The organism is Bacteroidia bacterium (genome assembly GCA_033391075.1).
Classification (GTDB): domain Bacteria; phylum Bacteroidota; class Bacteroidia; order J057; family J057; genus JAWPMV01.
Genome location: JAWPMV010000001.1, coordinates 7,900,693 through 7,924,963, shown reverse-complemented (window position 1 = coordinate 7,924,963; position 24,271 = coordinate 7,900,693). Strand labels below are relative to the sequence as shown.

Sequence of the window (24,271 nt, the reverse complement as noted above, 5' to 3'; positions counted from 1 at the left end):
GCCTCAGGGCCTCCTTTTTTTATTCCTGACTCCAGGCGGTGTAGCCACCTTCCAAATCGTATAGGGTCATGAATCCCATCTCTTTCAATTGTTTGGCAGCTCGAGCACTTCTGCCTCCCATTTTGCAGTAAAGCAAAACCGGCTTCGACTTGTCCAGACCTTCGACCTGACTAGCGAAATCCGCTCCATTGATATTATAGTTGAGGGCAGACTCAATATGTCCTGCTTCAAATTCTTCAGGCGTGCGAACGTCCACCAATTGGATTTCATCTGTCATGGCAGCTTTGAAATCGGCCACCCCTACTCGATGGATGATGCCTTCGGGTGCCTTGGTTTCTTCTTTGGCGGGAGCCTGACTAGTTTCTTGTTTGCTTTCTTGCCCCTGACAGGATATTAGACTAAACGCTAATAGTATGATCGTTGTGAGAGTGTAGATGCTTTTCATATTCTTTGATTGATTGTCTTTCTCAAATATCGGAAATTTTGAGATTTTAGGACTTGAGAATTGAAAATATATCCTCTACCTACTCATCCTGTTGATACTCTTGCCTATAGTTTTGCCGGAACAAAGAAATGTCCGCCACATTTTCATGTAACGGACAGCAATACCAAGAAAAATTAAAGCAAGGGCTTATAACGATATATTTTTATTCCTCTCTCTGAGGAAACTGATTTTCTGTAGAAAAAAAAGCAAAGTACCGGAACCGTAGCACCGGCACCTGCTTCCCTAACAATTAGCTTTTCCCATTGCGAGGCGAATGCCTCGACTTTAAAAGAACTTGATCATTCTCTCGCTTGATCAATTATTAGTAGGGAAAGCAGAAGCTTTCTAAATGAAAATTTGAAAAAAATTTGAAAAAAGAAGGGAAAGCAGCTGTAAATCAGCAGGATGGGATTCTAAATAAAATGCACTTATGCTGCCAAGCGTTTATTTCAACTCCCAGGCACTCATACATATACACACCTATAGGTTTTCCTAGTTCAAGACCCGTTTCATCCAGGTATCTTTCAGGCTCACTTCCCAGCGGTTCATATCATCACTTTGTCCCAATGAATTGTCAAAAACAATGGTATCCGCTGTGAGTAATCCGGACTTAGCCAAAGCTCCTAATTCGCGGAAATGAGTTTGAGAGATGCTACCATCTCCCTGACGGAAGAAAACGTGAGCGGGATCAAGCACTTCCAGGCCATGATGATTCAGAATAGAAGTAACGGCCCTTTTCAAGCTATCAATCGAGCAACCTGAAGGTCGGCTATCTGAGGAATCAGATTTTACTACAACAAATTGCCCATAACGGATTTCGATCATTCCCTCCACAGGGACACCATGCGATTTCCATTGAGAGAGGAATTGGGTGAAATCAGCCTTCAGAGCAGCTTCCTTTTCAGGACTCAAAGCTTCGGATAAGGAATAAAACCAGGTATATAATTGCATAGTGGAAATTCTTCTGTAAATATACTGATCCGGGCTAAGAATGTTGCTCTGTGCCTGAGAGAATTACGACATTCGCCTCAGGCATCTGATCTATGATGTAGCGATTGAGGTTAAACCATTTTGAAGATTGGTCCAAAATCCATCCATCCGAGGATACAGCGACCCAGTTTTTGTTTTCTGCGATTGCTTTATCGGGATTATTGACCAGTTCGATCTCCCAACCGAAACCATGAGCTTCTGAAATTTCCAACATCATGTGTCTAAGTCGACCACTATTGGAAATGGGTTGATCCAGAAACCAGCAGGATTTTTCTATGCCGAGTTCCCGGATGGAATGTCCGATCAACTTCAAAGCAGGTAAGGTTTCCTCTACCCTTCTGTACGTACCATGGATACTGGCAATATCCCGATAAGTTCCGTCCCTGCACTCAAAAACCAATCCTCCGGCTAGTCCGCTTTCAATGCTGATCAATAAATTATACCCATCTATGCCCAGGGTCTGCCCGGCCAATTGATGGAGGGAAAGTTCTTTAGATTTTCGGGATTCGCGGGCCTGATCTGTACAATAAGCTCTGTACAGGGCTTTTCTATGCCTTTGCCTCAATTTGAATCGATCTCCAACCAGTTTCAAAGCAGATTTATCAGAGTAGCCTCGGCTAATCAGCCAGGATAGATGATCCACGGCCTGATTGAGAATCTCAATGAACTTTTCTGTGAAAAGTGCAGGATCCTTCGAGTTTTGTCCCCGATGTCTTTGCTTATGAGACATTATCTAAGCTAGTATTTATAGCGAGAGAAGATCTAGGACCTTCTAATCTGCCAGGCACTTTGCTGCCTGTAGGGATGAGCCTGATTACTTTCTACTCTTGGCCCTTCACTTTCTTCATAGGCCAAAGTAGCAACTAAAGCTGCCAATTGCTCTTCTTCCTTCGTCAATTCCTTGTCGAGGTATTCGGGTTTGAAGTGTTTTTTTACAAAATGGGTATCAAATTTTCCACTGGTAAATGCCTCATGCTCCATAACAAAGCGGGCAAAATCCATGGTCGTCTGCACGCCCAAAATTTCATACTCATCAATCGCGCGAATCATTTTGCGGATGGCTGCCTCTCTATCTTCCGCATGTACGATCAATTTGGCCAGCATGGGATCATAATAAATGGGAATATCCATGCCTTCCTCAAATCCATCATCTACCCTAATTCCATATCCCTGAGGTCTCTTATAGACATGCAAGGTACCAATATCCGGCAGGAAGTTATTTCTCGCATCTTCCGCATACACGCGAACTTCAATGGAGTGTCCATTGATTTCTAATTCCTCCTGCTTGAAGCTTAAGGCTTCTCCTTCTGCTACTCGAATTTGCTCCCGCACCAAATCCAGTCCAGTGATCATTTCTGTAACCGGATGCTCTACCTGAAGACGGGTATTGATTTCCAAAAAATAGAAGCTCATATCCGCATCGAGCAGGAACTCCACGGTTCCAGCATTCTCATACTTACAGGCTTTACAAACATCGACTGCAGCTTCTCCCATTTGCTTGCGCAATTCAGGAGTCAAAACGCCACTCGGAGCTTCTTCTATTACTTTTTGATGCCTTCTTTGGACTGAACACTCCCTTTCGAAAAGGTAAGTGGTATAGCCATGAGAATCGGCCATGACCTGTATTTCAATATGGCGAGGTGCTGCCAGGTATTTCTCGATGAAAACGGCTCCATTTCCGAAGGAACTTTCCGCTTCAGAAACAGCACGTTTCATTTGGTCTTCAAAATCTTCTACGCGATCTACGACCCGCATTCCTTTTCCCCCTCCACCGGCAGATGCTTTCACCAGTACCGGAAAACCAATCTCAACGGCGATCTTTTTAGCTTCTTCTACATCGGTAATCGCTTCATCCAATCCAGGTACCAAAGGAACATCATATGCTTTTACAGCTTGCTTGGCCGATAACTTATCGCCCATCAAATCCATGGCTTCCGCTGAAGGTCCTACAAAGGTGATTCCCGCATTTTCAACTAAACGAACAAAGGAGGAGTTTTCAGAAAGGAACCCATAGCCGGGATGGATGGCATCTACGCCTGCTTGCTTGCAAACTTCTATGATTTTTTCGCCTAATAGATAAGATTGTGTGGAAGGAGGAGGTCCTAATAAAAATGCTTCATCGGCATATCGCACATGAGGAGAATTTCTGTCAGCTTCTGAATAAACAGCAACTGTTTTGATTCCCATTTCCCGGGCAGTTCTCATGATGCGCAAGGCAATCTCCCCTCGGTTTGCGATAAGTAATTTTTTAATCTTTCCCATGAAGTGAATATTAGGTTGCGGCTCCTGTTTTCAAGGCGCAAGTTAATCAATTGCTAGCTTTGCATGCTTTTGTTTTCGGAAATAATATCTAATCACACCAAAAATCAACAGCAGCAAGATTGGCAGTCCTATATTTAACACTTGCATGAGGCTAGTGTTTGCCTCTACTTCTTTTCCATCCAAAATTCTTGCGATAACCTCCTTGGAACGAATCCGGGATAATGCAATATCACCCGCGAGATAATCGACCGCATTCATGACCAGAATTTTGTTGTCGGGAGGCATGGGATAGCTCCGTCCATCCGGAGTCTGACTTTGACCACGGAATTTTTTAGGGGAAACAAAGTCTCCATCTGAAATCACGACGATTTTTCCAGTCGAAAGAGGATTGTTTTGTTCGATGAAAGGAGGCTGAGCAAGCGCAGGAGTCAAAGAATCAGCGGGAACATCTCTCCCTCTAAATAAAGAAGTGAAAATTCCTTCGCTTAAAAGACCCATGATCTTGGGACCTTCATTAAATGCCTGAGGTGGTAAAGGATCCTGAGTATAAGCTACAACATTGATAAACTGAATTCCTTTTGCTAATCTACTTTGAGGAGAAGATTGATAAAAAACAGATCTTTTCACTGAACCTTTAACTGCAAGGGTATCTATGCTTGCAGGATATCTCGCCAGAGCCAAATCTACATTTCGACTGATAGGATGTTGAGGGAAAGCATAGGTTTCCGGATGAAAGACCCATTTCTCGGTTGAGAAACTTCCTCTCCCATCTGTTTCCTGAAAAAGTTCTATCGAGCCGCTGGAAAGATCCTGAATCAGGTCATAGTTGATCTTGTAGCCATACTGGAAGAACATATCATCCAGATTGAGTTCCCGAAGTTCTGTTTGGGTGGAGCGTCCTTCATATACATCCAGGTCAACACGCTCATTGTCCATAATCCACAACACACTGCCTCCTCCCATCAGGTATTGATCCAATTCGTATTTATCTCTTTCAGAGAAAGGAGTTTCGGGCTGAATAATCATTACGACATCAGCTACCGGAGGAATACGACCTTCATGGGGATTATTCATGTTAAAGGTGGCCAATTGATAGCCATTACTTCCCAAAGAAGCCCTCAATTCAGGTAAGCTTTCTATCTTCTTCTCAGCATGTCCCTCCAGAAATAAAACAATCCCGGCTCTCGAACTGCTAATCTTTCGCATTCCAGAGATGAGTTTGTATTCCAAATCAGCTTCCGCTTTTAAGAAACTGGGAGTAGGACCTGTAGCAGTCATGACCGTACTTCCTTTCAAGAGATCCACAAAGGTCTCTCTTTCTCCATATTTCAACCTCAGTAAAGGCCAAACTCTCTGCTTTCGTCTTTCCGCGCTTGATACTTTCACATCAACCTCTAAAGGGAAAAATCCTCTTTGGACAAATTCATTTTCCAATTCCGGAGTCGGGAGAATAAATTCATATTCCAGATTCCTTCCCGAATACTGATCCAGTTCGATGAGGGTCGTGCGCAACGCCTCTTGCAACGCCCTAACATTGGGAGGGAAGTCTCCTTCCATATAGACCATGGCCTGCATGGGATATTGCAGAGAATCCATGGTTTCTTTACTTACCTCCGAAAGCGAATAGCGCTTTTCCTCTGTCAGATCAATCCGCTGAAAAAGACTATCACTGAAGACATTCAGGAGGACAAGCCCTCCGATGATCAGGATGTATGTTAATGTCTTGGACATTTAAAGTTGTGTTTGTGTGTTAGTGTGTTTGGGTGTTAGAGAGGTCTTAAACGCTAATACCCTAACACGCAAAACAGCTAACACCTATTTATTTCTTCCTCCTCTCCAATACCCATTTCGTAGCGACCAGAGCGATTCCCACAAAGCTGAGAAAATACAGCAAGTCCCGGGTATCGATCACACCTCTACTTATGCTTTCATAATGGGCAAGTATGCCGACTTTCGTCAGTCCATCAAAGAGATCGAAGGCCTGAAAAAAGAAGAAACAGAGAAAAAGTCCCAGTATGAAGGCGATGATTTGATTTTCAGATAAGGCAGAAGTAAAGAGACCAATGGCCGCATAAATGCTGCCTAAAAAAAATAGGCCTATATAAGAACCGATGATCGCGCCTGTATCCAGATTTCCGGGAGGATTTCCCAAACTGGATAGGCTGAAATAATAAATGATTGTTGGCAAGATGGAAAAGAAGACCAGAAAGATGGCGGCCAGGTATTTTCCTAAAATGATCTGCCAGTCGCTGATCGGTTTGGTAGCCAGAAATTCGATGGTCCCGCTTTTGATCTCCTCGGCAAAGGCTCGCATGGTGATGGCCGGTACCAGGAACAAAAAGAAATAAGGTCCGGCTTCAAATAGCAATTGCATGGAAGCCTCACGGGTCTCCAGGACATTGCCTTCAAAAACCCAAAAGAAGAGCCCTACACCAATCAGAAAAACACCAATCACCACATAGGCAATCAGAGAGTTGAAGAAACTGGCTACTTCTTTTCTATATATGCTTAGTATAGCATTCATGGAGCTATGCTTCTGTTTGTTTACTTCCTGTCAGTTTGCGGAAAGCCTCTTCCAGGGTATAGGTTTGCTTGTTGAGAGAAAGGATAACATTTTCCTGTTCGACACAGATTTGGAACAAGTCCCTGCGTATATCGACTTCAGAATCCGAATAGATTTGAAAAAGATTTTCGCCAGCAGTTTCTACCCTACTCACTCCTGCTATCTTTTCCACTACCGACATATCAAAACCTGCCTTCTCAAATTCTACTTCTATCTTCGTTTCGTCTTTGCTGAGCTTTCTGATTTGATCGGTGGCCGCATCGGCAACCATCTTTCCCCGATCAATAATCAAGACCCTTTCTGCAATAGCCTCTACCTCCGATAAAATATGGGAGGAAAAGATGACGGTTTTATCTTTCCCTACTTCCCTGATCAACTGTCGTATGTCCACAATTTGATTGGGATCAAGACCGGAAGTAGGTTCGTCGAGAATCAGCACTTCAGGATCATGGATCAAAGCCTGGCAAAGTCCCACTCTCTGGCGATAGCCTTTGGAAAGCATCCCTATTTTTTTGTGTTGCTCTCTCCCCAGACCTGTCATTTCGATAATTTCAGGTATACGCCGCTTTCGATCAGCTTTCCCGAGATTGTAGATTCTTCCCACAAATTCCAAAAACTCATGTACGTACATGTCGAGGTACAGGGGATTGTGCTCGGGTAAATAACCAACCCTTTTGCGGATCTCCAGGGGATGATCCTGTATATTGAATTCATCTATACTTACCGTTCCTTCAGTAGGAGGTAAAAAGCAGGTGATGATTTTCATGGTAGTGCTCTTTCCGGCTCCATTAGGGCCTAGAAATCCCAGGATCTCTCCGGCTTCTACTTCGAAGCTCAGATCATCCACTGCGCGCTGGCTACCATATACCTTAGAAAGATGATTTACGGAAACGGACATTCGTCGATTTTCTGTATTTTAGACCAAAACTACAAAATAGTATGAACGGGAGAGCATTTTTTTTGATCGGCCTTTTTCTGGCCCTGTTTTTTTCATGTAAGGAAACTTCTCAAAGCGTTACGGAAGGCGATTATACCTATACAGGTAATAGCATTATTTACGCTGGTCAGAAGTCAAATGATGTAGTGGTTCAGGTCGTTGCTCAGCCTTCTTCCCTCCACCCCACAAATGGTCGTACACGGGTTCGCGATAGAATCCTGGACCTCATTTCACAGGAATTGATTGACCTGGATGTACGCACAGGGAAAATGGTTCCCATACTCTTAAAAGAACTGCCGGTCCTGTCCGAAGATGGAACCCAGTTTACAGCAGAACTTGACCCAGATGCCAAATGGCCGGATGGCAAACAGATCACTGCCGAAGATATCCTCTTTTCCTACAAAGCAGCTGCTTGTCCTTTGACAAATAATCCTGCACAAAAAGTGTATGGAGAATACCTTAAAAATATAGTTCCTGATTCTGAAAATCCCCTAACGGTCAACTTCCTCTTTACTGAATATTATATCAATAATCTGGATATGCTGGGAGTATTTCAGATCATGGACAAAAGGGTATATGATCCCAAAGGCCTGCTCGATCCATTTAGCGTGCAGGATATGTATGAGGATGCCAGCCTTGAAAAGAATGCAAAGGTAATCGCCTGGGCAGAAGAATTCAATAAAGTAGAATACGGCAAAGAGAAGAAATATATCAATTCTGCATCGGGACCTTATATGATGGAAGAATGGATCGATGAACAGATGATTGTTCTTAAGAAGCGAGACAATTATTGGGGGAATGCCAAAGAAAGTTATTATCACCATTCCACTCCTCCCTCTATTAGTTTCAAATTCCTTAGAGATGCAGATGCCCTTGAATTGCAATTGGCGGGAGAGGAGATCGATGTAGCCGAAATGGGAACAGAGTCATTCAAGCGTCTGATAGATGATGAACTGGTAGGAAAAAACTACCGCCTGGAAAGTAAAGAAAGAGCCACTTTTGTCTCTTTACCCCTCAATCATAAACCGACTTCTGCCGGACGTCCTCCATTTTTTACGGAGAAAAAAGTAAGGCAGGCCATTTCTTATGCCCTTCCCATAGAAGAAATGATCACTTCTTTTGTTGGGGATGAAAGATTTGCTATTCGCGTGGCTTCGCCGGTCAGTCAGATGAGCCAGGACCATAATCCCAATCTTTCCTTCTACAATCACGATCCGGAAAAAGCGAAAAAATTGCTGGAAGAAGCAGGCTGGACAGATACGAATGGTGATTTGATCAGAGATAAAGAAATCAATGGTAAACAGGTCGATTTTGAATTTACCCTCCTTTATCCTGCCAACAACCAAACCCTGGTCGGCTTCGCCAATAAAATCAAAGAAGAACTGGCCAAAGTAGGCATCAACTGCAATCCGGATGGAGTAACAGGCCGGGTCGTCCAGCAGAAACTCTGGACCCATGATTATGATATGGGTATGCTCGCCCTGGGTTCCAGTCATTTGCCCTATGACTTTCACCAGCTTTTCTATTCTCAGAACTGGCCGGAAGGAGATAACATCTATGGTTTCGCCAATGAAGAAGCCGATGATTTGATCCTGAAAGCCCGTACAGAATCGGATAAAGAAAAAAGAGAAGTCATGGTAAATCGCATACAGGAAATCCTTTATGATGAAAAACCCTGTATCTTTCTGTATGCCCCCACAAAGAAGCTGGCAATCCACAAAAGATTCAATGAAGCGGAGACTTATAGTATAATTGACCATCTAATCCTTAACGATTTCAAAGTTATCCGTTAGGACTAAGGTTTTTTTTCTATATTAAAGCCCCGATTTACCAATTAAAACAACATTTACCCTATTACTACAATGAGCAGAAAAATGCGAATGGGCATGGTTGGTGGTGGTAGAGGAGCCTTTATTGGCGCCGTACACCGCATGGCAGCAGCCCTCGACGGAGAAATCGAACTTGTATGTGGAGCCTTCAGCAGTAATCCCGAAAAATCTAAAGCTTCGGGCAAAGATTTCTACCTTCCTGACAATCGTTGTTATGGATCATTTGAAGAAATGATCATGAAGGAAAAGGAATTGCCGGAAGGAGAACGCATGGACTTCATCTCCATCGTTACCCCCAACCATATGCATTTCCCCCCTGCAAAAATGGCCCTGGAAAATGGCTTTCATGTCATTTGTGACAAACCTCTTGCTTTCTCTCTGGCTGAAGCCAAAGAGCTGCAGGCTTTGGTAGAAAGTACCGGTCTTAGTTTTGCCCTCACCCATAACTATACAGGCTATCCTATGGTCAAACAGGCCCGCCATCTGGTCAAGAGTGGTAAGCTGGGCAAGATCAGAAAAGTAGTGGTAGAATATCCACAGGGATGGCTATCCACCTTCCTGGAAGGCAGCGATCAAAAACAAGCCGCCTGGAGAACAGATCCCAAGCGTTCGGGCATAGCTGGATCGATGGGAGATATTGGTACACATGCTGAGAATCTTGCCGAATTTATCACCGGCCTAAAGATCACAGAAATGTGTGCGGATCTTACAGCCTTTGTAGAAGGTCGTTTACTAGATGATGATGGTAATGTCCTGCTTAGATTTGATAATGGAGCCAAGGGGGTACTTCATGTCTCGCAAATTTCTCAAGGGGAAGAAAACAGCATTAATATTCGGGTATATGGCGAAGATGCAGGGATCGAATGGCACCAAATGGAGCCCAATACCCTGATCCTTAAAACCCAGGAACGTAAAGAAATCATCCGCACAGGAGTCGGGGATTTATCTGAATCTGCTCAGGCGCATACCCGTGTACCGGCAGGACATCCGGAAGGCTATCTTGAAGCCTTCGCCAATATTTACCGCAACTTTGCCCGAACTGTTCGCGCTCGTGTAGAAGGAAGAGAGCCGAGCGCAATTGACCTGGATTTCCCCAGTGTAGAAGATGGAGTAAGAGGAATGGCATTCATTGAAAATGTCGTGGCTTCGAGTAAGTCAGATCAGAAGTGGCACAAGTTCGTTGTTTAACCCTAGCTAAAAAGAAAGATTAATGAAAACGATAAAAGGACCCGCCGTTTTTCTGGCGCAGTTTATGGGAGATGAAGCTCCCTTCAATAATTTCAAAAGCATTTGCGAATGGGCCGCTGGTCTCGGTTATAAAGGAGTTCAGGTTCCTAGCTGGGATGGAAGGGCGATAGATTTGAAACTCGCTGCAGAAAGTATGACCTATGTAGATGAGATCAAAGGTATAGCAGCTGATGCAGGTGTTGAAATCACTGAATTATCAACCCACCTCCAGGGACAATTGGTAGCTGTTCATCCTGCCTATGATGTGATGTTTGATGGTTTTGCTCCGGAAGAGGTTCGAAATAATCCCAGCGCTCGTCAGGCCTGGGCGGTGGATCAGATGAAATTGGCTGCCAGAGCCAGTAAAAATCTGGGACTCAATGCACATGCTACATTCTCAGGAGCCTTGGCATGGCCTTATGTTTATCCCTGGCCTCAAAGACCAGCCGGACTGATCGAAGCTGCTTTTGAAGAACTGGCCAAAAGATGGAAACCCATCCTGAATGCTTTTGATGAAGTCGGAGTAGACGTTTGCTATGAGATCCACCCGGGAGAGGACCTTCACGATGGTCTCACGTTTGAGCGCTTTCTGGAAGCGACCGGAAATCATCCTCGCTGTAATATGCTCTATGATCCGAGCCACTTTATGCTCCAGCAATTAGACTACCTACAGCATATCGACATTTACCATGAATTCCTGAAAATGTTCCACGTTAAGGATGCGGAATTCAATCCTACGGGAAGAGCAGGTGTGTATGGAGGATATGCGGGATGGACCGAAAGACCGGGAAGATTCCGTTCCCTGGGAGATGGCATGATCGATTTTGGCGCCATCTTTAGTAAACTTAGCCAATACGGATACGACGGTTGGGCAGTGATGGAATGGGAATGCTGCATCAAGAGTTCCGAGCAAGGCGCTCAGGAAGGTGCACCATTCATTGCCGAACACATCATAAACGTTACAGAAAAAGCCTTTGATGACTTTGCAGATGGCGGAACAGATGAAGCTGCCAACCGCAAAATTTTGGGCTTGTAAAAAATAGCTACAAGATATAGCCGTTAGACCCATAGAATCTTTTGATAAATATGGCCTAGCGGCTATTTTGTATGTAACTTTATACTATGAAACGAACTACATTTTTAATCTTTTTTGTTCTGCTATCAGTAGCCGTACTTGCACAGGACAAAGCGAAAAAAGAGAAAAAAGTAAAGGAGAAGACAGTAAAAGCCGAAAAAGTAGATTTGGCTGAACGGGAACAGAGCCGGCCGGTAAACCCCTGGGTTTTTGAAGCAGGACTGGAGGAAAAGCCTGGTCGAGTGGTTGTTGCCCTCAACAAAAGTCTCTGGCTGGCCTATGATACCAGCACTTGCTCTATCATGCGGGTATGGAAAGGCTCCGCTTTTGTCAATACCAATTCTCCCATCAAAGAGATGATTACAGATGGATTCAATTATGTAGAGAATCCCGGTACACAGGCGGTCTGGATGGTAAAAAAGGGGAATAAGTCTCTGCTTAAATCCGTGAAATATGATGGCTATGAGTTAGTGGATGATAAACTAGAGTTGATCTATAAGTTTAGCCTGGAAGATGGAAGAAGTTTTCTGGTTAAAGAACATCCGGAATATGACTTACAAAAAAAGCCTAACCCCAATAGGACCACACTCGTCCGAACCTTCACGATCGTAAATCCTCCTAATGGAGTAGATGTGATGCTATCAATCGAAGTATCAGATTTGGCCAAAATGGGAGATTTGAAAACTTCGGGCAAGTTCAGTAAGCTGAAAAAGTCCAAAAGGATGTACGACTGGGGCGACCTTTTCTCTGCAAAAGGTGCGATGATTCTTAATTCTTCCAAGGCTTCAACCCTCACTACTACTTTTACCATAGACGGAGAAACCTATTACAAGAATCGTCCAAGTGCAACAAATTGAAAATCTGTTACAAAATCTGTAATTTCCGAACAACAGGGAGATTTGTCTCTCCTTTTACATAAAAAATCTATTAAAACTATTAACTACTCAATATGAAAAACGAACAAAGACTCTTTTATGGGAGTTGCTTTGCCCTGATTACTACCGCATTTTCCTTTAGTATACGGGCGGGTATTCTTCCACAATTAGGAGCCGAGCTCAGTATAAGTAATGAGCAACTGGGATTCATTAATTCCATGTGGTTTCTAGGCTTTCCGATCTCCATGATCATCGGAGGGTTAATTTATCACAAGGTAGGTGGAAAGGTCATTATGCAATTTGCCTTTGTTGCTCATGCCCTGGGTATTCTTCTAACCATTTTTGCTGGTAGCTATTCTATGTTGCTAGTTTCTACCCTTCTGATAGGATTAGGAAATGGATGTACAGAAGCCGCATGTAACCCTATGATAGCCGATAGTTATACCGGGGTAAAAATGAGTAAAATGATGAACCGCTTTCATATGTGGTTCCCAGGAGGTATCGTTATTGGTAGTTTGATCTCTCAGCTGATGGGGCCCAACGGAATGGATCTTCCCTGGCAAACTCAGATCTGGGTTATCATGATACCTACTATTATTTATGCATACCTATTCTTTGGACAAGATTGGCCTTCAGCAAGATCAGAAGAAGCGGCATCAACTGCTGGAAACTTCCAGGCTATGTTGACTCCTTTATTCCTCTTCATGCTTGCATGTATGGCATTGACTGCTATTTCAGAATTCGGTCCTCAACAGTGGGTTGAGCTTACCCTTGCAGAAAGTGGTGCAGAACCTATGATCATCCTGGCCCTTGTTACCGGACTTATGGCAGTAGCTCGCTACTTTGGTGGAGAAGCTGTTCATCGATTCAATACAACAGGAGTACTCTTGGGATCAGCGATCCTTGCGACTATCGGTGTATTCCTCTTTAGTACGCAAACCGGACCTATGGCTTATGTTGCAGCTGTAATCTACGCTTTGGGTATTGCTTACTTCTGGCCAAATATGATTGGATTTATAGCAGAATATATCCCAAAATCAGGTGCACTCGGTATGTCTATCGTAGGAGCTATGGGTATGTTCTCATCAGCTATCTTCCAGCCGATCATCGGTGGATGGATTGATACCAATCGCGCCATGGGTGAAGCAAAAGGATTGGAAGAAGGAGCATTAGAGCTCTTTACCGGACAAGAAACATTGGCTACTATGATCATGTTCCCTGGAATCCTGATTGTCTTATTCGGTATCCTTTATTTCTGGATGAAAAATAAAACTCCTGAAACTGCAGCAGAATCAGTTGCTGCCTAGTTTCTTAAAGTATATCAATACAAAAGCCCTCGCTATTTGGCGGGGGTTTTTCTTTTTGAACCATCGCTGCCACCCTGACCGCAGTGGAAGGGTCTAAATCTCCTGACTTCAGATTTACCAATCCTCACTTTAATAGTTTATTCTGGCACCTAATTTAGGTCCCGCGACGGGGCTTGGGATGACACGAACTTGTGTTGACTTATCGAAGCTTCTTTAACACAAAATCAAAAGGGACAGATTTGCATCTGCCCCTTTTATAATTTGGAAGGAAATGTAATGAATGTTTGCTGTGAGTTTAGACCTTAAGAGCAAAGACTTAGGTCAGGCTGGGTAGAAAGTTCGGTTTTCTGGACCGAAGTCCAGAAAACGAACTGCGAACTTCTAACTTCCAACTATATTTTTAGTAGCTCCAGAGATGGTGCTCAAATTCTATTATTTCCTGGCGGCGGCGCTCGGCTTCCTGCAAGCTGCGGATCGGCTCTCCTCCAACATTGATCATGATAGAGTGAAAGAGACGAAGCTCAAATGCTTCTCTTAGGGAGCGTGCCTCTGCATCATTATAGCGACTCTTCCATTGCGCCATATCCAACTGCTCCTTCACATCTTTCCAGGCAAAACGCGCCAATACTTTCTCTGGCAGGGAGCCCGTAGGATCGGTCCAGATAATTTCGAAGAAACTAGGGACCTGAAGCATATCAGAGCGGGTTTTATCAAAAATCCAGTCTTCAACCAGATGGATTACTTCTTCGTATTGGGCGAGGTCCGGCTCAGTGGAATCAAAATATTTCCCCTGACCTTCGCTGGCATCTCCTTCATCAAAAGGGGTTGCCCATTCTTCGGCTTCTTCTTCTCCCAGGGTCCATTCTTCACTACTCCCCCACTCATCTTCTTCATTTACGGGCTGTTCAAAGCTGTCCGATTCATCGTCAAAGCCTTCATCCGAACCCATCAGAGCCTGGTCAAATTCTACCATCCTCGCGACAAGATCTTCGTAATTCATGATCTTTTCCCAGGTCTCTGGATGATATGCGACATATTTTCCGGCTTTTACCCCATTCAATAAAGTAGCTATCAGGCCATCAGTTTCCTTAAATTTCCCTTCATTTCCGTAGAAAGGAGATTCATGAAATACCAGAGGTTTGTTCATTTTCTCGTTCAGGGGTATCCTGTTGACGATTCGCTTGCGCCAAAAATGATCTTCGGGTCTGATACTTGGTTGGGAATAACCTGCTGCTACAACACTAAATAGTAGGGTGACTATAAGCACTTGCTTTATCATGATTCCGTATGTTTAATCAAGTTTAAGCGTAGCCGTGCTCCATGCAGTATTATTAATTAATGATGTGGTTGATATTAGAAACGGAGAATGTTCTCCTTTTATTTTCTCGCTACCTGAATCTCTCTTTGGAAAGAGTTGCAGGGCAGTGGTAGCAGACTGCCCTGCTTATTTATAATGTGCCGCCATATGAGTTCAAAGCGAGCTGTGCTTCTTACTGTATGACTTTACAGCTGTGCCAAAGCTGTGTAGAATGATTAACTGACTTTAATACAAACAGAGAGAAAAATCCCCCCCCTCTTTTTTAAAAAGAATTTTTTCAGCAGAAAAAAACAAGCACCTTTGCAAGGAAATGGAAGAACTGGATTTCCCGGCAAAATATAGCCTCACTAAACAGAAAGTGCATTTTCTCCTCGATAAACACTTTGGAGAAGAAGCCTATATGTTAGCCAGACTTTTACTGGAAACATGGGATGAAAAATTTATTTCTCAGCCGGATTTTGAACTGGAGCAGGTGGAAATTGAGGCCCTCAGAAGTAGGGTAAAGCGTTTGCTCAAGGATGAACCCATTCAGTATATTCTGGGGAAAGCTCATTTCTATGGCAGAGACTTTTTGGTAAATCCTTCAGTCCTCATCCCACGCAGAGAAACAGAAGAGCTATTGGTTTGGGTAAGAGACAGTATAAAAAAGGCAGGAATGGCCGAACCAAACATTCTGGATATAGGCACAGGTAGTGGCTGTCTTCCGATCAGTTTGGAGTTGGAACTAAAAGAACTGGGTATCAAAAGTGAGGTATCGGGCATGGATATTTCACATACAGCATTAGAAGTTGCGAGAGAAAATGCAGCCCTCTTTAATAGTGTTGTGAATTTTAAGGAAAGCGATATACTCAATATGGAAGCGGGGGCTTTGGGTGAATGGGACATTATCCTAAGTAATCCTCCCTATGTACCAGAAGCAGAAAAAGAGATTATGGCAAAAAGAGTTAAAGACCATGAGCCAGGCCTGGCCTTGTTTGTTCCTGATAAAGATCCCCTCCGCTTTTATAAAAAGATCACTCAATTGGCTAGCTCCCAGCTTTCCCCAGCGGGCCTGCTCTTTTTTGAAATCCATGAGGATTATGGAAAAGAAATGATTGAACTACTGGAAAGATATGGCTTTACAGAGATTATGCTCAAAAAAGATATGCAAGGGAAAGATCGGATGATACGAGCAAGTCAATCCAGGGCAAAACAATAATAGGCATTGCCGGCTTTGGTACCCGGTTTCCCTCCACCTCCAGCAGCTATTACGATATACTGTTTTCCTCCAATAGAAAAGCTGGCCGGACTTGCATAAGCTCCTGCATCCAATTGAAATTCCCAAAGGAGTTGTCCTGTATCTTTATCATAGGCATGAAAGCGCTCGTCCATACTCGCCCCAATAAAAACCAGTCCTCCAGCTGTAACCAAAGGCCCACCCATATTAAAAGTACCCGTCGGAGGAAAACCTTTTTTCTCAAGCTCAGGATAGGTGCCCAAAGGAACCTGCCATTTAATTTTCCCTTTATCTAAATCTATTGCTGTCAAACTTCCCCAGGGTCTTATGTTAACCGGGTAGCCCTCTTTGGTTTTCATCTCCTGATGTCCCTTATCCAGCCAGGGTCTGGGAGCTTTTTCCTGCTCGCCAATTTCAACAGCCTCCTCTTTTCCCAACTCCAGGAGAAAAGATTGAATAGCCCTTTTTTCAGCCTTAGATAAGGTAGTAAAGGCAGGCATTTGTCCCTTACCTTCCTGGAAGACTTTGTCCATATATGCTCGCGCGCTTGCTTCTTCCTTTTCCTTCAAATGAGATAAAGCGGGAACAGAAGTAGCATTCCCCATGGAGTGACAACTCGAGCAGTAGGCATTAAAAAGCCTCTTGCCATAGCTGTATTCATCTAATCCCTCTTCCTGTTTAGCAGGAATCATTACAATAGACTCTGCCTCATTGCTTGTATTCACAAAAAGTAGGCGATTCACAGGATCATAGGCTGCTCCTCCCCAGTCTGTTCCTCCATTGAACTGCGGGAGGGTCACACTGGCAATCGTATCTGGGGGTAAAAAGATATCCCCGCTTATCATTTCTTCCAGTCTCGCTTTTACTTCCTCATTTGATTCAGGATTCAAGTCCGTGGCCTCTGCTTTTGTAAATCTCTGCTGCCCATATCTCAATTCCTTATGTGGAAAAGGTTGGGTAGGCGAAGTTTGTTCTCCGGGAATACGACTTTGAGGAACGGGAACTTCTTCTATTGGAAAGATGGCTTGTCCGCTTTCTCTATCCAGCACAAAGAGATGTCCCATTTTTGTGGGTTGAGCGATAGCGTCAATGAGCGTATTCCCCTTTTTCAGCTGAACAAGATTGGGGGGAGAAGCCAAATCATAATCCCATATATCATGATGTACGACCTGATAATGCCAGATTCTTTTCCCTGTCTCTGCATCCAGCGCCAAAATACAGTTTGCAAAGAGATTGTCTCCAATTCGATCCCCACCCCAATGATCATAAGCCGCAGAACCCGTTCCGCAAAATATCCATCCTCTTTTTTCATCCAGGCTAAAACCTCCCCAGGGATTCGCTCCCCCACTCTCTTTCCAGGCTTCTGGTGGCCAGGTTTCATAGCCAAATTCTCCGGGCTGAGGAATGGTATGAAAGGTCCAGTCAATTTCTCCACTCCTGAGATTATAAGCACGAATATGGCCGGGAGCCGAACTTCCCGGCCCTTCTCCTACCCTAGTCCCCAGGATGAAATTATTACCATATATAATGCCGGGACTCGTAGCACTCACCCAAAGATCTTCGGGCTCTCTTCCCAGGCCTTTCCTCAAATCAATTCGACCTACTTCTCCAAACATCTCATTTATCTCTCCACTCTGGGCAAATAATTGATATAAGTAGCTGCCTGCCACATAAAAAACCTTTCCTCCTTCGGCATCATCCCAGAAAGTTAAGCCTCGTATAGTCCCCGAACTTTTTTCTCCAGGATAAGGATCAAAGGTCCAGACTTCCTTTCCACTTTCAGCTTCCAGCGCAATCAGCTTTAGACCCGGACTTATGATATACATGATTTCTCCTATAATAATAGGATTGCACTGAATCTGTGTCCGAGGAGATTCCAGCATATCGGAAGTCCGAAAAACCCAGGCAGGTTTTAGTCCTTGAATATTGTCTTTGTTGATCTGATCGAGAGAAGAGTATTTGGCTCCTGAAGGATCGCCGCTGTAGGTGTCCCACTGAGAGAAATCTGTATAGCTTTCTTTCGGCCGCTCACAAGAAGAGGTCAGCAGCATGCAAATGATGAGATAGTAATAGCGCATAGGAAGATTCTATAAAATAAAAATCCAGCACAGCTGTCATTGCAATCCCGATCCTCGGGAGAAGCAATCTCCTTCTTTCAAATAATTCTTTGTATTCAAGGAGATTGCTTCGCCCAAATTTTGGACTCGTAATGACAAAGACTTTGTGGTTTTGCCTTATTTCCTCGGATGATAAAGCGTATGCACCTCCCGCAAATACTCTCTATCCATATGCAGATAAATTTCTGTGGTAGTGATAGACTCATGCCCAAGCATTTCCTGCACGGCGCGCAAATCAGCGCCCCCTTCGACCAGATGCGTAGCAAATGAATGTCGAAACGTATGCGGACTGATATTCTTGTTAATTCCCGCCGCGAGTGCCGCTTCTTTGACGATTTTAAACACCATGATGCGGGAAATCTGATTCCCACTTTTATTGAGGAACACAAAACCTGAATCTTCTTTGGCTTTCAGTAATTGGCCCCTCACCTCTTTTACATATACAGCCAGGCTATCCAGGGCAGGTCCACCGATGGGAACCAATCGCTCTTTATTTCCCTTGCCAATGATTTGTATAAAACCTTCCTGAAAGAAAATGCGAGGGATTTGCAGATTGATGAGTTCTGAGACACGTAAACCTGCGCCATAAAGCATCTCCAGCATAGCCCGATTTCGGACGCCATTTCGCTTCTTCATATCTACACTCGCGAGCATGGCTTCTACTTCGGGAACCGATAATACAGTCGGCATTTTTCTCCCAAAACGAGGCAACTCCAATAAATCGCTAGGATCCGCTTCCAGCCAGGAATCCATAAACAAATAGCCATGAAAGGAGCGGATAGCAGAAATATTTCGGGCCAGACTTCTCTCACTCAGTTCTACCTTTTCAAGCAGGTAGGCCAAAAATTCTCGGAGGTTTTCGAGCCTGATATCTTTAGGGGAAAGGATGCCCTCGGTCTCTTCTGCCCAGATTCTGTAGCGATAAATATCGGTCAGGTATGCCTTGCGAGAATTTTCTGCAATACCTCTTTCTACTTTGAGGTGCAGCTCGTATTCTCGTATGGCATCTTTCCAGGTCATGAGTTCTGAGAAATATCTCCTAAATTAGCCCAGCGAACCACCTTTTCCAATTATCATGAAGATTCTGATCATCAATGGCCCCAATCTGAATATGCTCGGCAAACGCCAGCCACATATTTATGGCTCTGAAACTTTCGAGGATATTCTGGCTGCTATCCGAGCCAAATATCCGGATATGGACATTCATTATTTTCAGTCCAATTCAGAAGGAGTTCTGATTGATCGCATACAGGAGGCATTTCATGACAGCGAACTCAATGGCATGGTGGTAAATCTTGGAGCCTTTGCTCATTACAGTTATGGCTTGCAAGATGCTTTGGGCATGCTTTCCATTCCCATTATTGAGGTCCATATTTCTCACATTTTTGCCCGAGAGAAATTCAGACATACTTCCGTTATCAGCCCGGTATGCAAGGCCATGATCTCCGGTATGGGGACAAAAGGATACTTTTTAGCAGTTGAGGGATTGAGAGAGGAATAAATGGGAAAATGCTTATTGGATCAAATTCAACTCAAGCATTGATCGCAGCATATTTGCAAAATAAGTCAAGACTTTCATTGAATTTATTGATAGCGCATGAAGGGGAATGGGCATAATGATTATGCGCATTCTTCTTTTTGATTGGAGGGGGAGGAAGTGTTCTCGTGTTCATGTAGTCTTTTCAAGAACACTAGGACACGGGTGCACGTGAACACATTTACCTTAGCTATAGGCATAAAAAAATTAGGGGACTCAAATCCTTGCGGATGAGTCAACCCTAACCCTTGCTCATTCTTTACTTTAACCTGTTGATACAAATATACAGGCAAAAGCCGCTTTTGATATGTGAAAGTGCATGAATGGGCATTTTTTAGGGTTGGTTGTACAAAATCCGGTTTGGAAAGGAAATCAGGCTTGAGAAAGAGATGGATTTTTGTTTACATAAAAGAATGTTCAATTATTTAAACAATTTTCCTAATGTAGGAAGCCGGACTTGGAAGGGAGGAAATCTCGTGTTCTTGTGTTCTGGTATTTTTGTGTTCGGGTAGTCTTTTCTAGAACACAAGAACACGGGCGCACTAGAACACATTTACCTTAGCTATAGGCATAAAAAAATTAGGGGACTCAAATCCTTGCGGATGAGTCAACCCTAACCCTTGCTCATTCTTTACTTTAACCTGTTGATACAAATATACAGGCAAAAGCTGCATTTGATGCTCTATTTTGCTTTAATGGGCATTTTTGCTGCTTAGATGTCCGAAATACTGAGTGAATGGGAATCTAATGCTATCAGTCAGCAAATTTACCACAGGAAGGATACTTATTATATTGGAATTTATTAACAGAATTAATTACGGGTGGGTATAAAAAAATTAGGGGACTCAAATCCTTGCGGATGAGTCAACCCTAACCCTTGCTCATTCTTTACTTTAACCTGTTAATTCAAAGGTAAAAATATCCATTAGTTTTACCAGTATATATTGTATAAGTAGTCAATTTTCGTGTTCAAGCATCTAAAATCAGGGCTAAATGGTTTTTTAGAATGCCTAAGATTTCGCCATAGATAAATGTGAATCCTATTCACTAAATTTGTTTCTTGACTTCTAAATAGCAGCTTGGGGGAAACAGGGGTATACAAAGTTTTAATCATGTCTTTCAATAGCTGGTTTCTACTCTGCTAGCATTTTGGATTTTCGCTTTTTACATAGGGGAAAATGAAAAGTCAACTGTCCCATACTTACAATAAAGCCGAACCTGCTATCAAAATTTTTACAATCCACATGAAGCATTTATTAACCTGTTTGCTAACGTCCCTCCTTTTTTGCTCTACGCTCTTTAGTCAAAATGATCCTCGAATAGCGAAAGCGAAATTTCCACTCAGCAAGGTACAGCTCCATAGCTTACCAGTGATGGATAACAAAGCTCTTATGCAAGAGGAGATGGAAAGAAGAGCTCCCGGACGTGCCCCTAAATTCGCCAAGACTGTTTATAGCAATATCAAGCCTTCCACTCACGGAAATTGGGAAGTTCTTCCTAATGGAAATAGCCTTTGGAGGATGCGCATTTCTTCTGCGGGTGCAAAATCCCTCAATCTGGGATTTACTTCCTATCAAATGCCCAAAGGAGGAAGCATGATTCTTTATACTCCCGATAAGAAAGAGATTTTGGGACCTTTTACCCCATCAGATAATGAAGACCATGCCCAGCTTTGGACACCGGTTTTAAAGGGAGAGGAATTGGTTATAGAGGTTCAAATACCTCAAGCACAGAAAAGTAATCTTCAACTGACCCTCAATTCTATCAATCATGACTTTTTGGGATTCTCGACTCTGCTTTCAGGTTCGTGCAATATAGATGTCATCTGTGGGGCAGCAGATGGACTTGGAATCATCGACCGATATAGAGACATCATTCAATCCGTAGGGGTCTATGGGTTTAATGGAAGTACTTTTTGTACGGGTTTCCTGGTGAACAATACTGCCCAGGATTGTCGTCCTTTTTTCATGACGGCTGATCACTGTGGAGTAACTGCAGGAAATGCCCCATCCATGGTTGTTTACTGGAACTTCCAAAATAGTACATGCCGTACTCCGGGTAGTGGTCCTAGTGGGGGAAATGGTAATGGAACCCTGACAACTTCAAATTCCGGAGCAATCTACAGAGCCGGATGGTCAGGATCAGACTTTGCACTTGTGGAATTAGATGATCCGATCAATCCTGCAGCTAATGCTTATTTCGCAGGATGGGACATCTCTACCAGCTTTAGTACAGACTCCGTAGTTTGTGTCCATCACCCAAATACAGACGAGAAGAGAATCAGTTTTGAATATGACAACACCTTTATAGGTACCCAAGGTGGAAATTCCGATCCCAATTCTAATTACATTGTTGTTTCTGATTGGGATATGGGGACCACCGAAGGAGGTTCTTCAGGTGCTCCCTTATTTGATAAAAATGGAAAAGTAATCGGTCAGCTTTTCGGAGGACTGGCTGCCTGTAATAATAGCCAATACGATTCTTTCGGCTGGATGAGAAGATCATGGACCGGAGCAGGAAGCTCAAGTACTCGACTCAGTGACTGGCTGGACCCAACAGGCAGCGGAGTTGAAGTTCTTGATGGGAGAAATTGTGCCAATGCGATTCTGGCTAGCCCTTCAGTTGCAAGCACTTGTTCGCCTGCTGAAGTAGTTTTCAGTCTGGAAGCGGGACAGGGATTCACTGGAAATGTCAGCTTAAGCTTAAGTGGGTTACCTGCTGGATTTAGTGGAACCTTTAGCCAAAACCCTATAGTAGCTGGAGGAACTACCAGTCTCAGTGTTCAGGTACCGATGGGATACAATGGGACTGTGAATTTTGACATCAATGCAACAGATGGTGTTGAAAACTCCACTACCCCATTGACAATCAACGCGACCAATGTAAGTCCGGTGGCGACTAGCCCCAGCTCTCCTGCTGACGATGCGACCAATGTATCTACAGTAGCTAGTCTTGAATGGGTAAATCAGGCAGGCATGGAGTATGAGGTGCAGGTAAGTAGCGATAGTAACTTCCTCAATATCCTTTCGAGTGGCAGCAATCTGAGCGCGAATAGTTACCAGATTTCCAGCGGTGTCCTTCAGGAAGAAATTACTTATTACTGGCGAGTCAGAAGCACGAATCCATGTGGAGAGAGTGCCTGGTCAAGTACCTTCAGTTTTACTACAGGCGCTCTCTTTTGTGATCCCTATACAGTAAGTAATCTCGGAATTACGATCAGCCCGAATGGAACCAGTACGGTAAATTCTGCTCAATTGGTTCAGGATAATGGCACAGTCAGTGGAATAAAAATCAGCAACCTGGGCATCACCCATACCTGGGTGGGAGACCTAATCATTCGCTTGATTTCGCCCGCGGGGACTTCCGTAACGGTTTATGCAGAACCTTTTTGTGATGAAGGCAATCTCTTGCTAAGCTTTGATGATGATGCTTTTAATTCTTATTCCGTTTTGGAAGGTATCTGCAATACGACATCTCCTGCTATCTCCGGAACCTTCCAACCTCAGGAAAGCCTATCGGCTTTCGTAGGAGAATCCATCAATGGACTCTGGACCCTGGAAGTAGAAGATAATGCAAATGGAGATGGGGGAAGCCTGGACCAGTGGACCCTGGAGATTTGCACCGTAACAGGAAGCTCTTTTGCAATAAGTACAGAAGAAGTAGAAATCTGTGCGGGAGATACCGTTGACTTTAGCTTGACGCTCGGAAACTCCTTCCAGGGAGCTCCTATCAGCCTCACAGCTAATAATCTCCCACTGGGAGCCGCTGCAAGTTTTGATCCCAGTTCAGGTACAGCCAATTCAACGGCCAATGGTCGTCTGTTTGGTTTCAATGCGGCTGGAGATTATACGGTTGAAATTGTAGCAGCTAATGGCTTTGACAACAGAAGTCAAAATATCATAGTGCATGTTGAAGATGTACCCAATATCAGCCTGGTTTCTCCGGATGATCAGATTGGAGGAAGAAGTATCAATCCAACTCTCATCTGGAATGCGGTCGACAATGCCAATTCCTATCGGGTAGAAATTGCCTCCGACAATGCATTCACCAATATCCTCAACTCTCAGGTAACTACGGATACGAGCTGGACCACACCGGACCTGGCATATGGAACCAATTATTTCTGGAGAGTGGTAGGAATAAATGAATGTGGAGAGGCGGCGAATGAAGTTCGTTCCTTTGGCACTGACTTTCAAACCGGTCTGGAAGATGAACTGGGAGGAGTTATTAATCTATTCCCAAACCCCAATCAGGGCCAGATCAAAATACAGCTTCCAAGTCCAGCTATGGAAGACTTAAAGTACAGTCTCTACAGTCTGGAAGGTAAACTTATTTTCAGCGGCAGCTGGCAAAGAGGACTTATAGAAAAAGAACTTAATCTTAGCGAACTCGGTGAAGGGGTTTATCTCCTCAATCTCCAATCAGCTACTGAAAGCTGGAACAAGAAACTGGTTAGGACTCCCTAACGAAGAAACATCACACTAGAAAAGGCTGGGCAAAACTAAGCTTTGCTCAGCCCTTTTTTACATTTAAG

At 43.8% G+C, this 24,271-nt stretch carries 18 protein-coding genes; 8 read left to right on the top strand and 10 right to left on the bottom strand.

Features of this window, described 5'->3' with window-relative positions; genetic code table 11:
• Nucleotides 1–19: 19 nt before the first annotated feature.
• The 7 genes from R8P61_31495 to gldA form a co-directional block, all read right to left on the bottom strand.
• A complete protein-coding gene (locus R8P61_31495; GenBank protein MDW3651648.1) occupies nucleotides 20–445 on the bottom strand; it encodes a rhodanese-like domain-containing protein in 426 nt (141 codons plus the stop codon).
• Between the two features lie 531 nt (nucleotides 446–976).
• Nucleotides 977–1,435, bottom strand: a complete 459-nt coding sequence (locus tag R8P61_31490) for a hypothetical protein (protein ID MDW3651647.1) — start codon at nucleotides 1,433–1,435, stop codon at nucleotides 977–979.
• Between the two features lie 34 nt (nucleotides 1,436–1,469).
• Nucleotides 1,470–2,204 (bottom strand): DUF434 domain-containing protein, encoded by a 735-nt coding sequence (locus tag R8P61_31485; protein ID MDW3651646.1) that lies wholly within the window; start codon nucleotides 2,202–2,204, stop codon nucleotides 1,470–1,472.
• Nucleotides 2,205–2,236: 32 nt separating this feature from the next.
• Entirely contained in the window at nucleotides 2,237–3,736 is a 1,500-nt protein-coding gene (locus R8P61_31480; protein ID MDW3651645.1) for an acetyl-CoA carboxylase biotin carboxylase subunit, read from the bottom strand.
• A gap of 42 nt (nucleotides 3,737–3,778) precedes the next feature.
• Complete coding sequence (locus R8P61_31475; protein MDW3651644.1) at nucleotides 3,779–5,467, bottom strand: Gldg family protein; 1,689 nt, start codon at nucleotides 5,465–5,467, stop codon at nucleotides 3,779–3,781.
• Nucleotides 5,468–5,555: 88 nt separating this feature from the next.
• The gene (locus R8P61_31470) at nucleotides 5,556–6,260 is read right to left on the bottom strand and encodes an ABC transporter permease (GenBank protein ID MDW3651643.1); all 705 of its coding nucleotides are present in this window, start codon (nucleotides 6,258–6,260) and stop codon (nucleotides 5,556–5,558) included.
• Between the two features lie 4 nt (nucleotides 6,261–6,264).
• Nucleotides 6,265–7,197 (bottom strand): gliding motility-associated ABC transporter ATP-binding subunit GldA, encoded by a 933-nt coding sequence (gene gldA / locus R8P61_31465; protein MDW3651642.1) that lies wholly within the window; start codon nucleotides 7,195–7,197, stop codon nucleotides 6,265–6,267.
• Nucleotides 7,198–7,238: 41 nt separating this feature from the next.
• Between gldA and R8P61_31460 the strand changes: the two genes are divergently transcribed.
• The 5 genes from R8P61_31460 (at nucleotide 7,239) to R8P61_31440 (ending at nucleotide 13,549) form a co-directional block, all read left to right on the top strand.
• A complete protein-coding gene (locus tag R8P61_31460) occupies nucleotides 7,239–9,029 on the top strand; it encodes an ABC transporter substrate-binding protein (protein MDW3651641.1) in 1,791 nt (596 codons plus the stop codon).
• Nucleotides 9,030–9,098: 69 nt separating this feature from the next.
• A complete protein-coding gene (locus R8P61_31455) occupies nucleotides 9,099–10,253 on the top strand; it encodes a Gfo/Idh/MocA family oxidoreductase (protein ID MDW3651640.1) in 1,155 nt (384 codons plus the stop codon).
• A gap of 22 nt (nucleotides 10,254–10,275) precedes the next feature.
• Complete coding sequence (locus R8P61_31450) at nucleotides 10,276–11,328, top strand: sugar phosphate isomerase/epimerase (protein ID MDW3651639.1); 1,053 nt, start codon at nucleotides 10,276–10,278, stop codon at nucleotides 11,326–11,328.
• A gap of 86 nt (nucleotides 11,329–11,414) precedes the next feature.
• Nucleotides 11,415–12,224, top strand: coding sequence for a hypothetical protein (locus tag R8P61_31445; protein ID MDW3651638.1), 810 nt, complete (start codon nucleotides 11,415–11,417; stop codon nucleotides 12,222–12,224).
• Nucleotides 12,225–12,316: 92 nt separating this feature from the next.
• Nucleotides 12,317–13,549, top strand: a complete 1,233-nt coding sequence (locus R8P61_31440; protein ID MDW3651637.1) for an MFS transporter — start codon at nucleotides 12,317–12,319, stop codon at nucleotides 13,547–13,549.
• A 400-nt stretch (nucleotides 13,550–13,949) separates the two neighbouring features.
• Here R8P61_31440 and R8P61_31435 read toward each other — a convergent pair whose 3' ends face one another.
• Nucleotides 13,950–14,828, bottom strand: coding sequence for a hypothetical protein (locus R8P61_31435; GenBank protein MDW3651636.1), 879 nt, complete (start codon nucleotides 14,826–14,828; stop codon nucleotides 13,950–13,952).
• A 349-nt stretch (nucleotides 14,829–15,177) separates the two neighbouring features.
• Between R8P61_31435 and prmC the strand changes: the two genes are divergently transcribed.
• Nucleotides 15,178–16,065, top strand: a complete 888-nt coding sequence (gene prmC / locus R8P61_31430) for a peptide chain release factor N(5)-glutamine methyltransferase (protein ID MDW3651635.1) — start codon at nucleotides 15,178–15,180, stop codon at nucleotides 16,063–16,065.
• Here the strand turns inward: prmC and R8P61_31425 are convergent.
• On the bottom strand, nucleotides 16,044–18,161 hold the full coding sequence (locus R8P61_31425; protein ID MDW3651634.1) for a PQQ-binding-like beta-propeller repeat protein: 2,118 nt from the start codon (nucleotides 18,159–18,161) through the stop codon (nucleotides 16,044–16,046). The genes prmC and R8P61_31425 overlap by 22 nt on opposite strands.
• A gap of 156 nt (nucleotides 18,162–18,317) precedes the next feature.
• A complete protein-coding gene (gene xerD, locus R8P61_31420; GenBank protein MDW3651633.1) occupies nucleotides 18,318–19,220 on the bottom strand; it encodes a site-specific tyrosine recombinase XerD in 903 nt (300 codons plus the stop codon).
• Nucleotides 19,221–19,275: 55 nt separating this feature from the next.
• Here xerD and R8P61_31415 point away from each other — a divergent pair, with 55 nt between their 5' ends.
• Nucleotides 19,276–19,701 carry a type II 3-dehydroquinate dehydratase gene (locus tag R8P61_31415; protein MDW3651632.1) on the top strand — a complete coding sequence of 142 codons (426 nt, stop codon included), beginning with the start codon at nucleotides 19,276–19,278 and terminating at the stop codon, nucleotides 19,699–19,701.
• Nucleotides 19,702–21,110: 1,409 nt separating this feature from the next.
• Nucleotides 21,111–24,203 (top strand): proprotein convertase P-domain-containing protein, encoded by a 3,093-nt coding sequence (locus R8P61_31410; protein MDW3651631.1) that lies wholly within the window; start codon nucleotides 21,111–21,113, stop codon nucleotides 24,201–24,203.
• Nucleotides 24,204–24,271 lie beyond the last annotated feature (68 nt).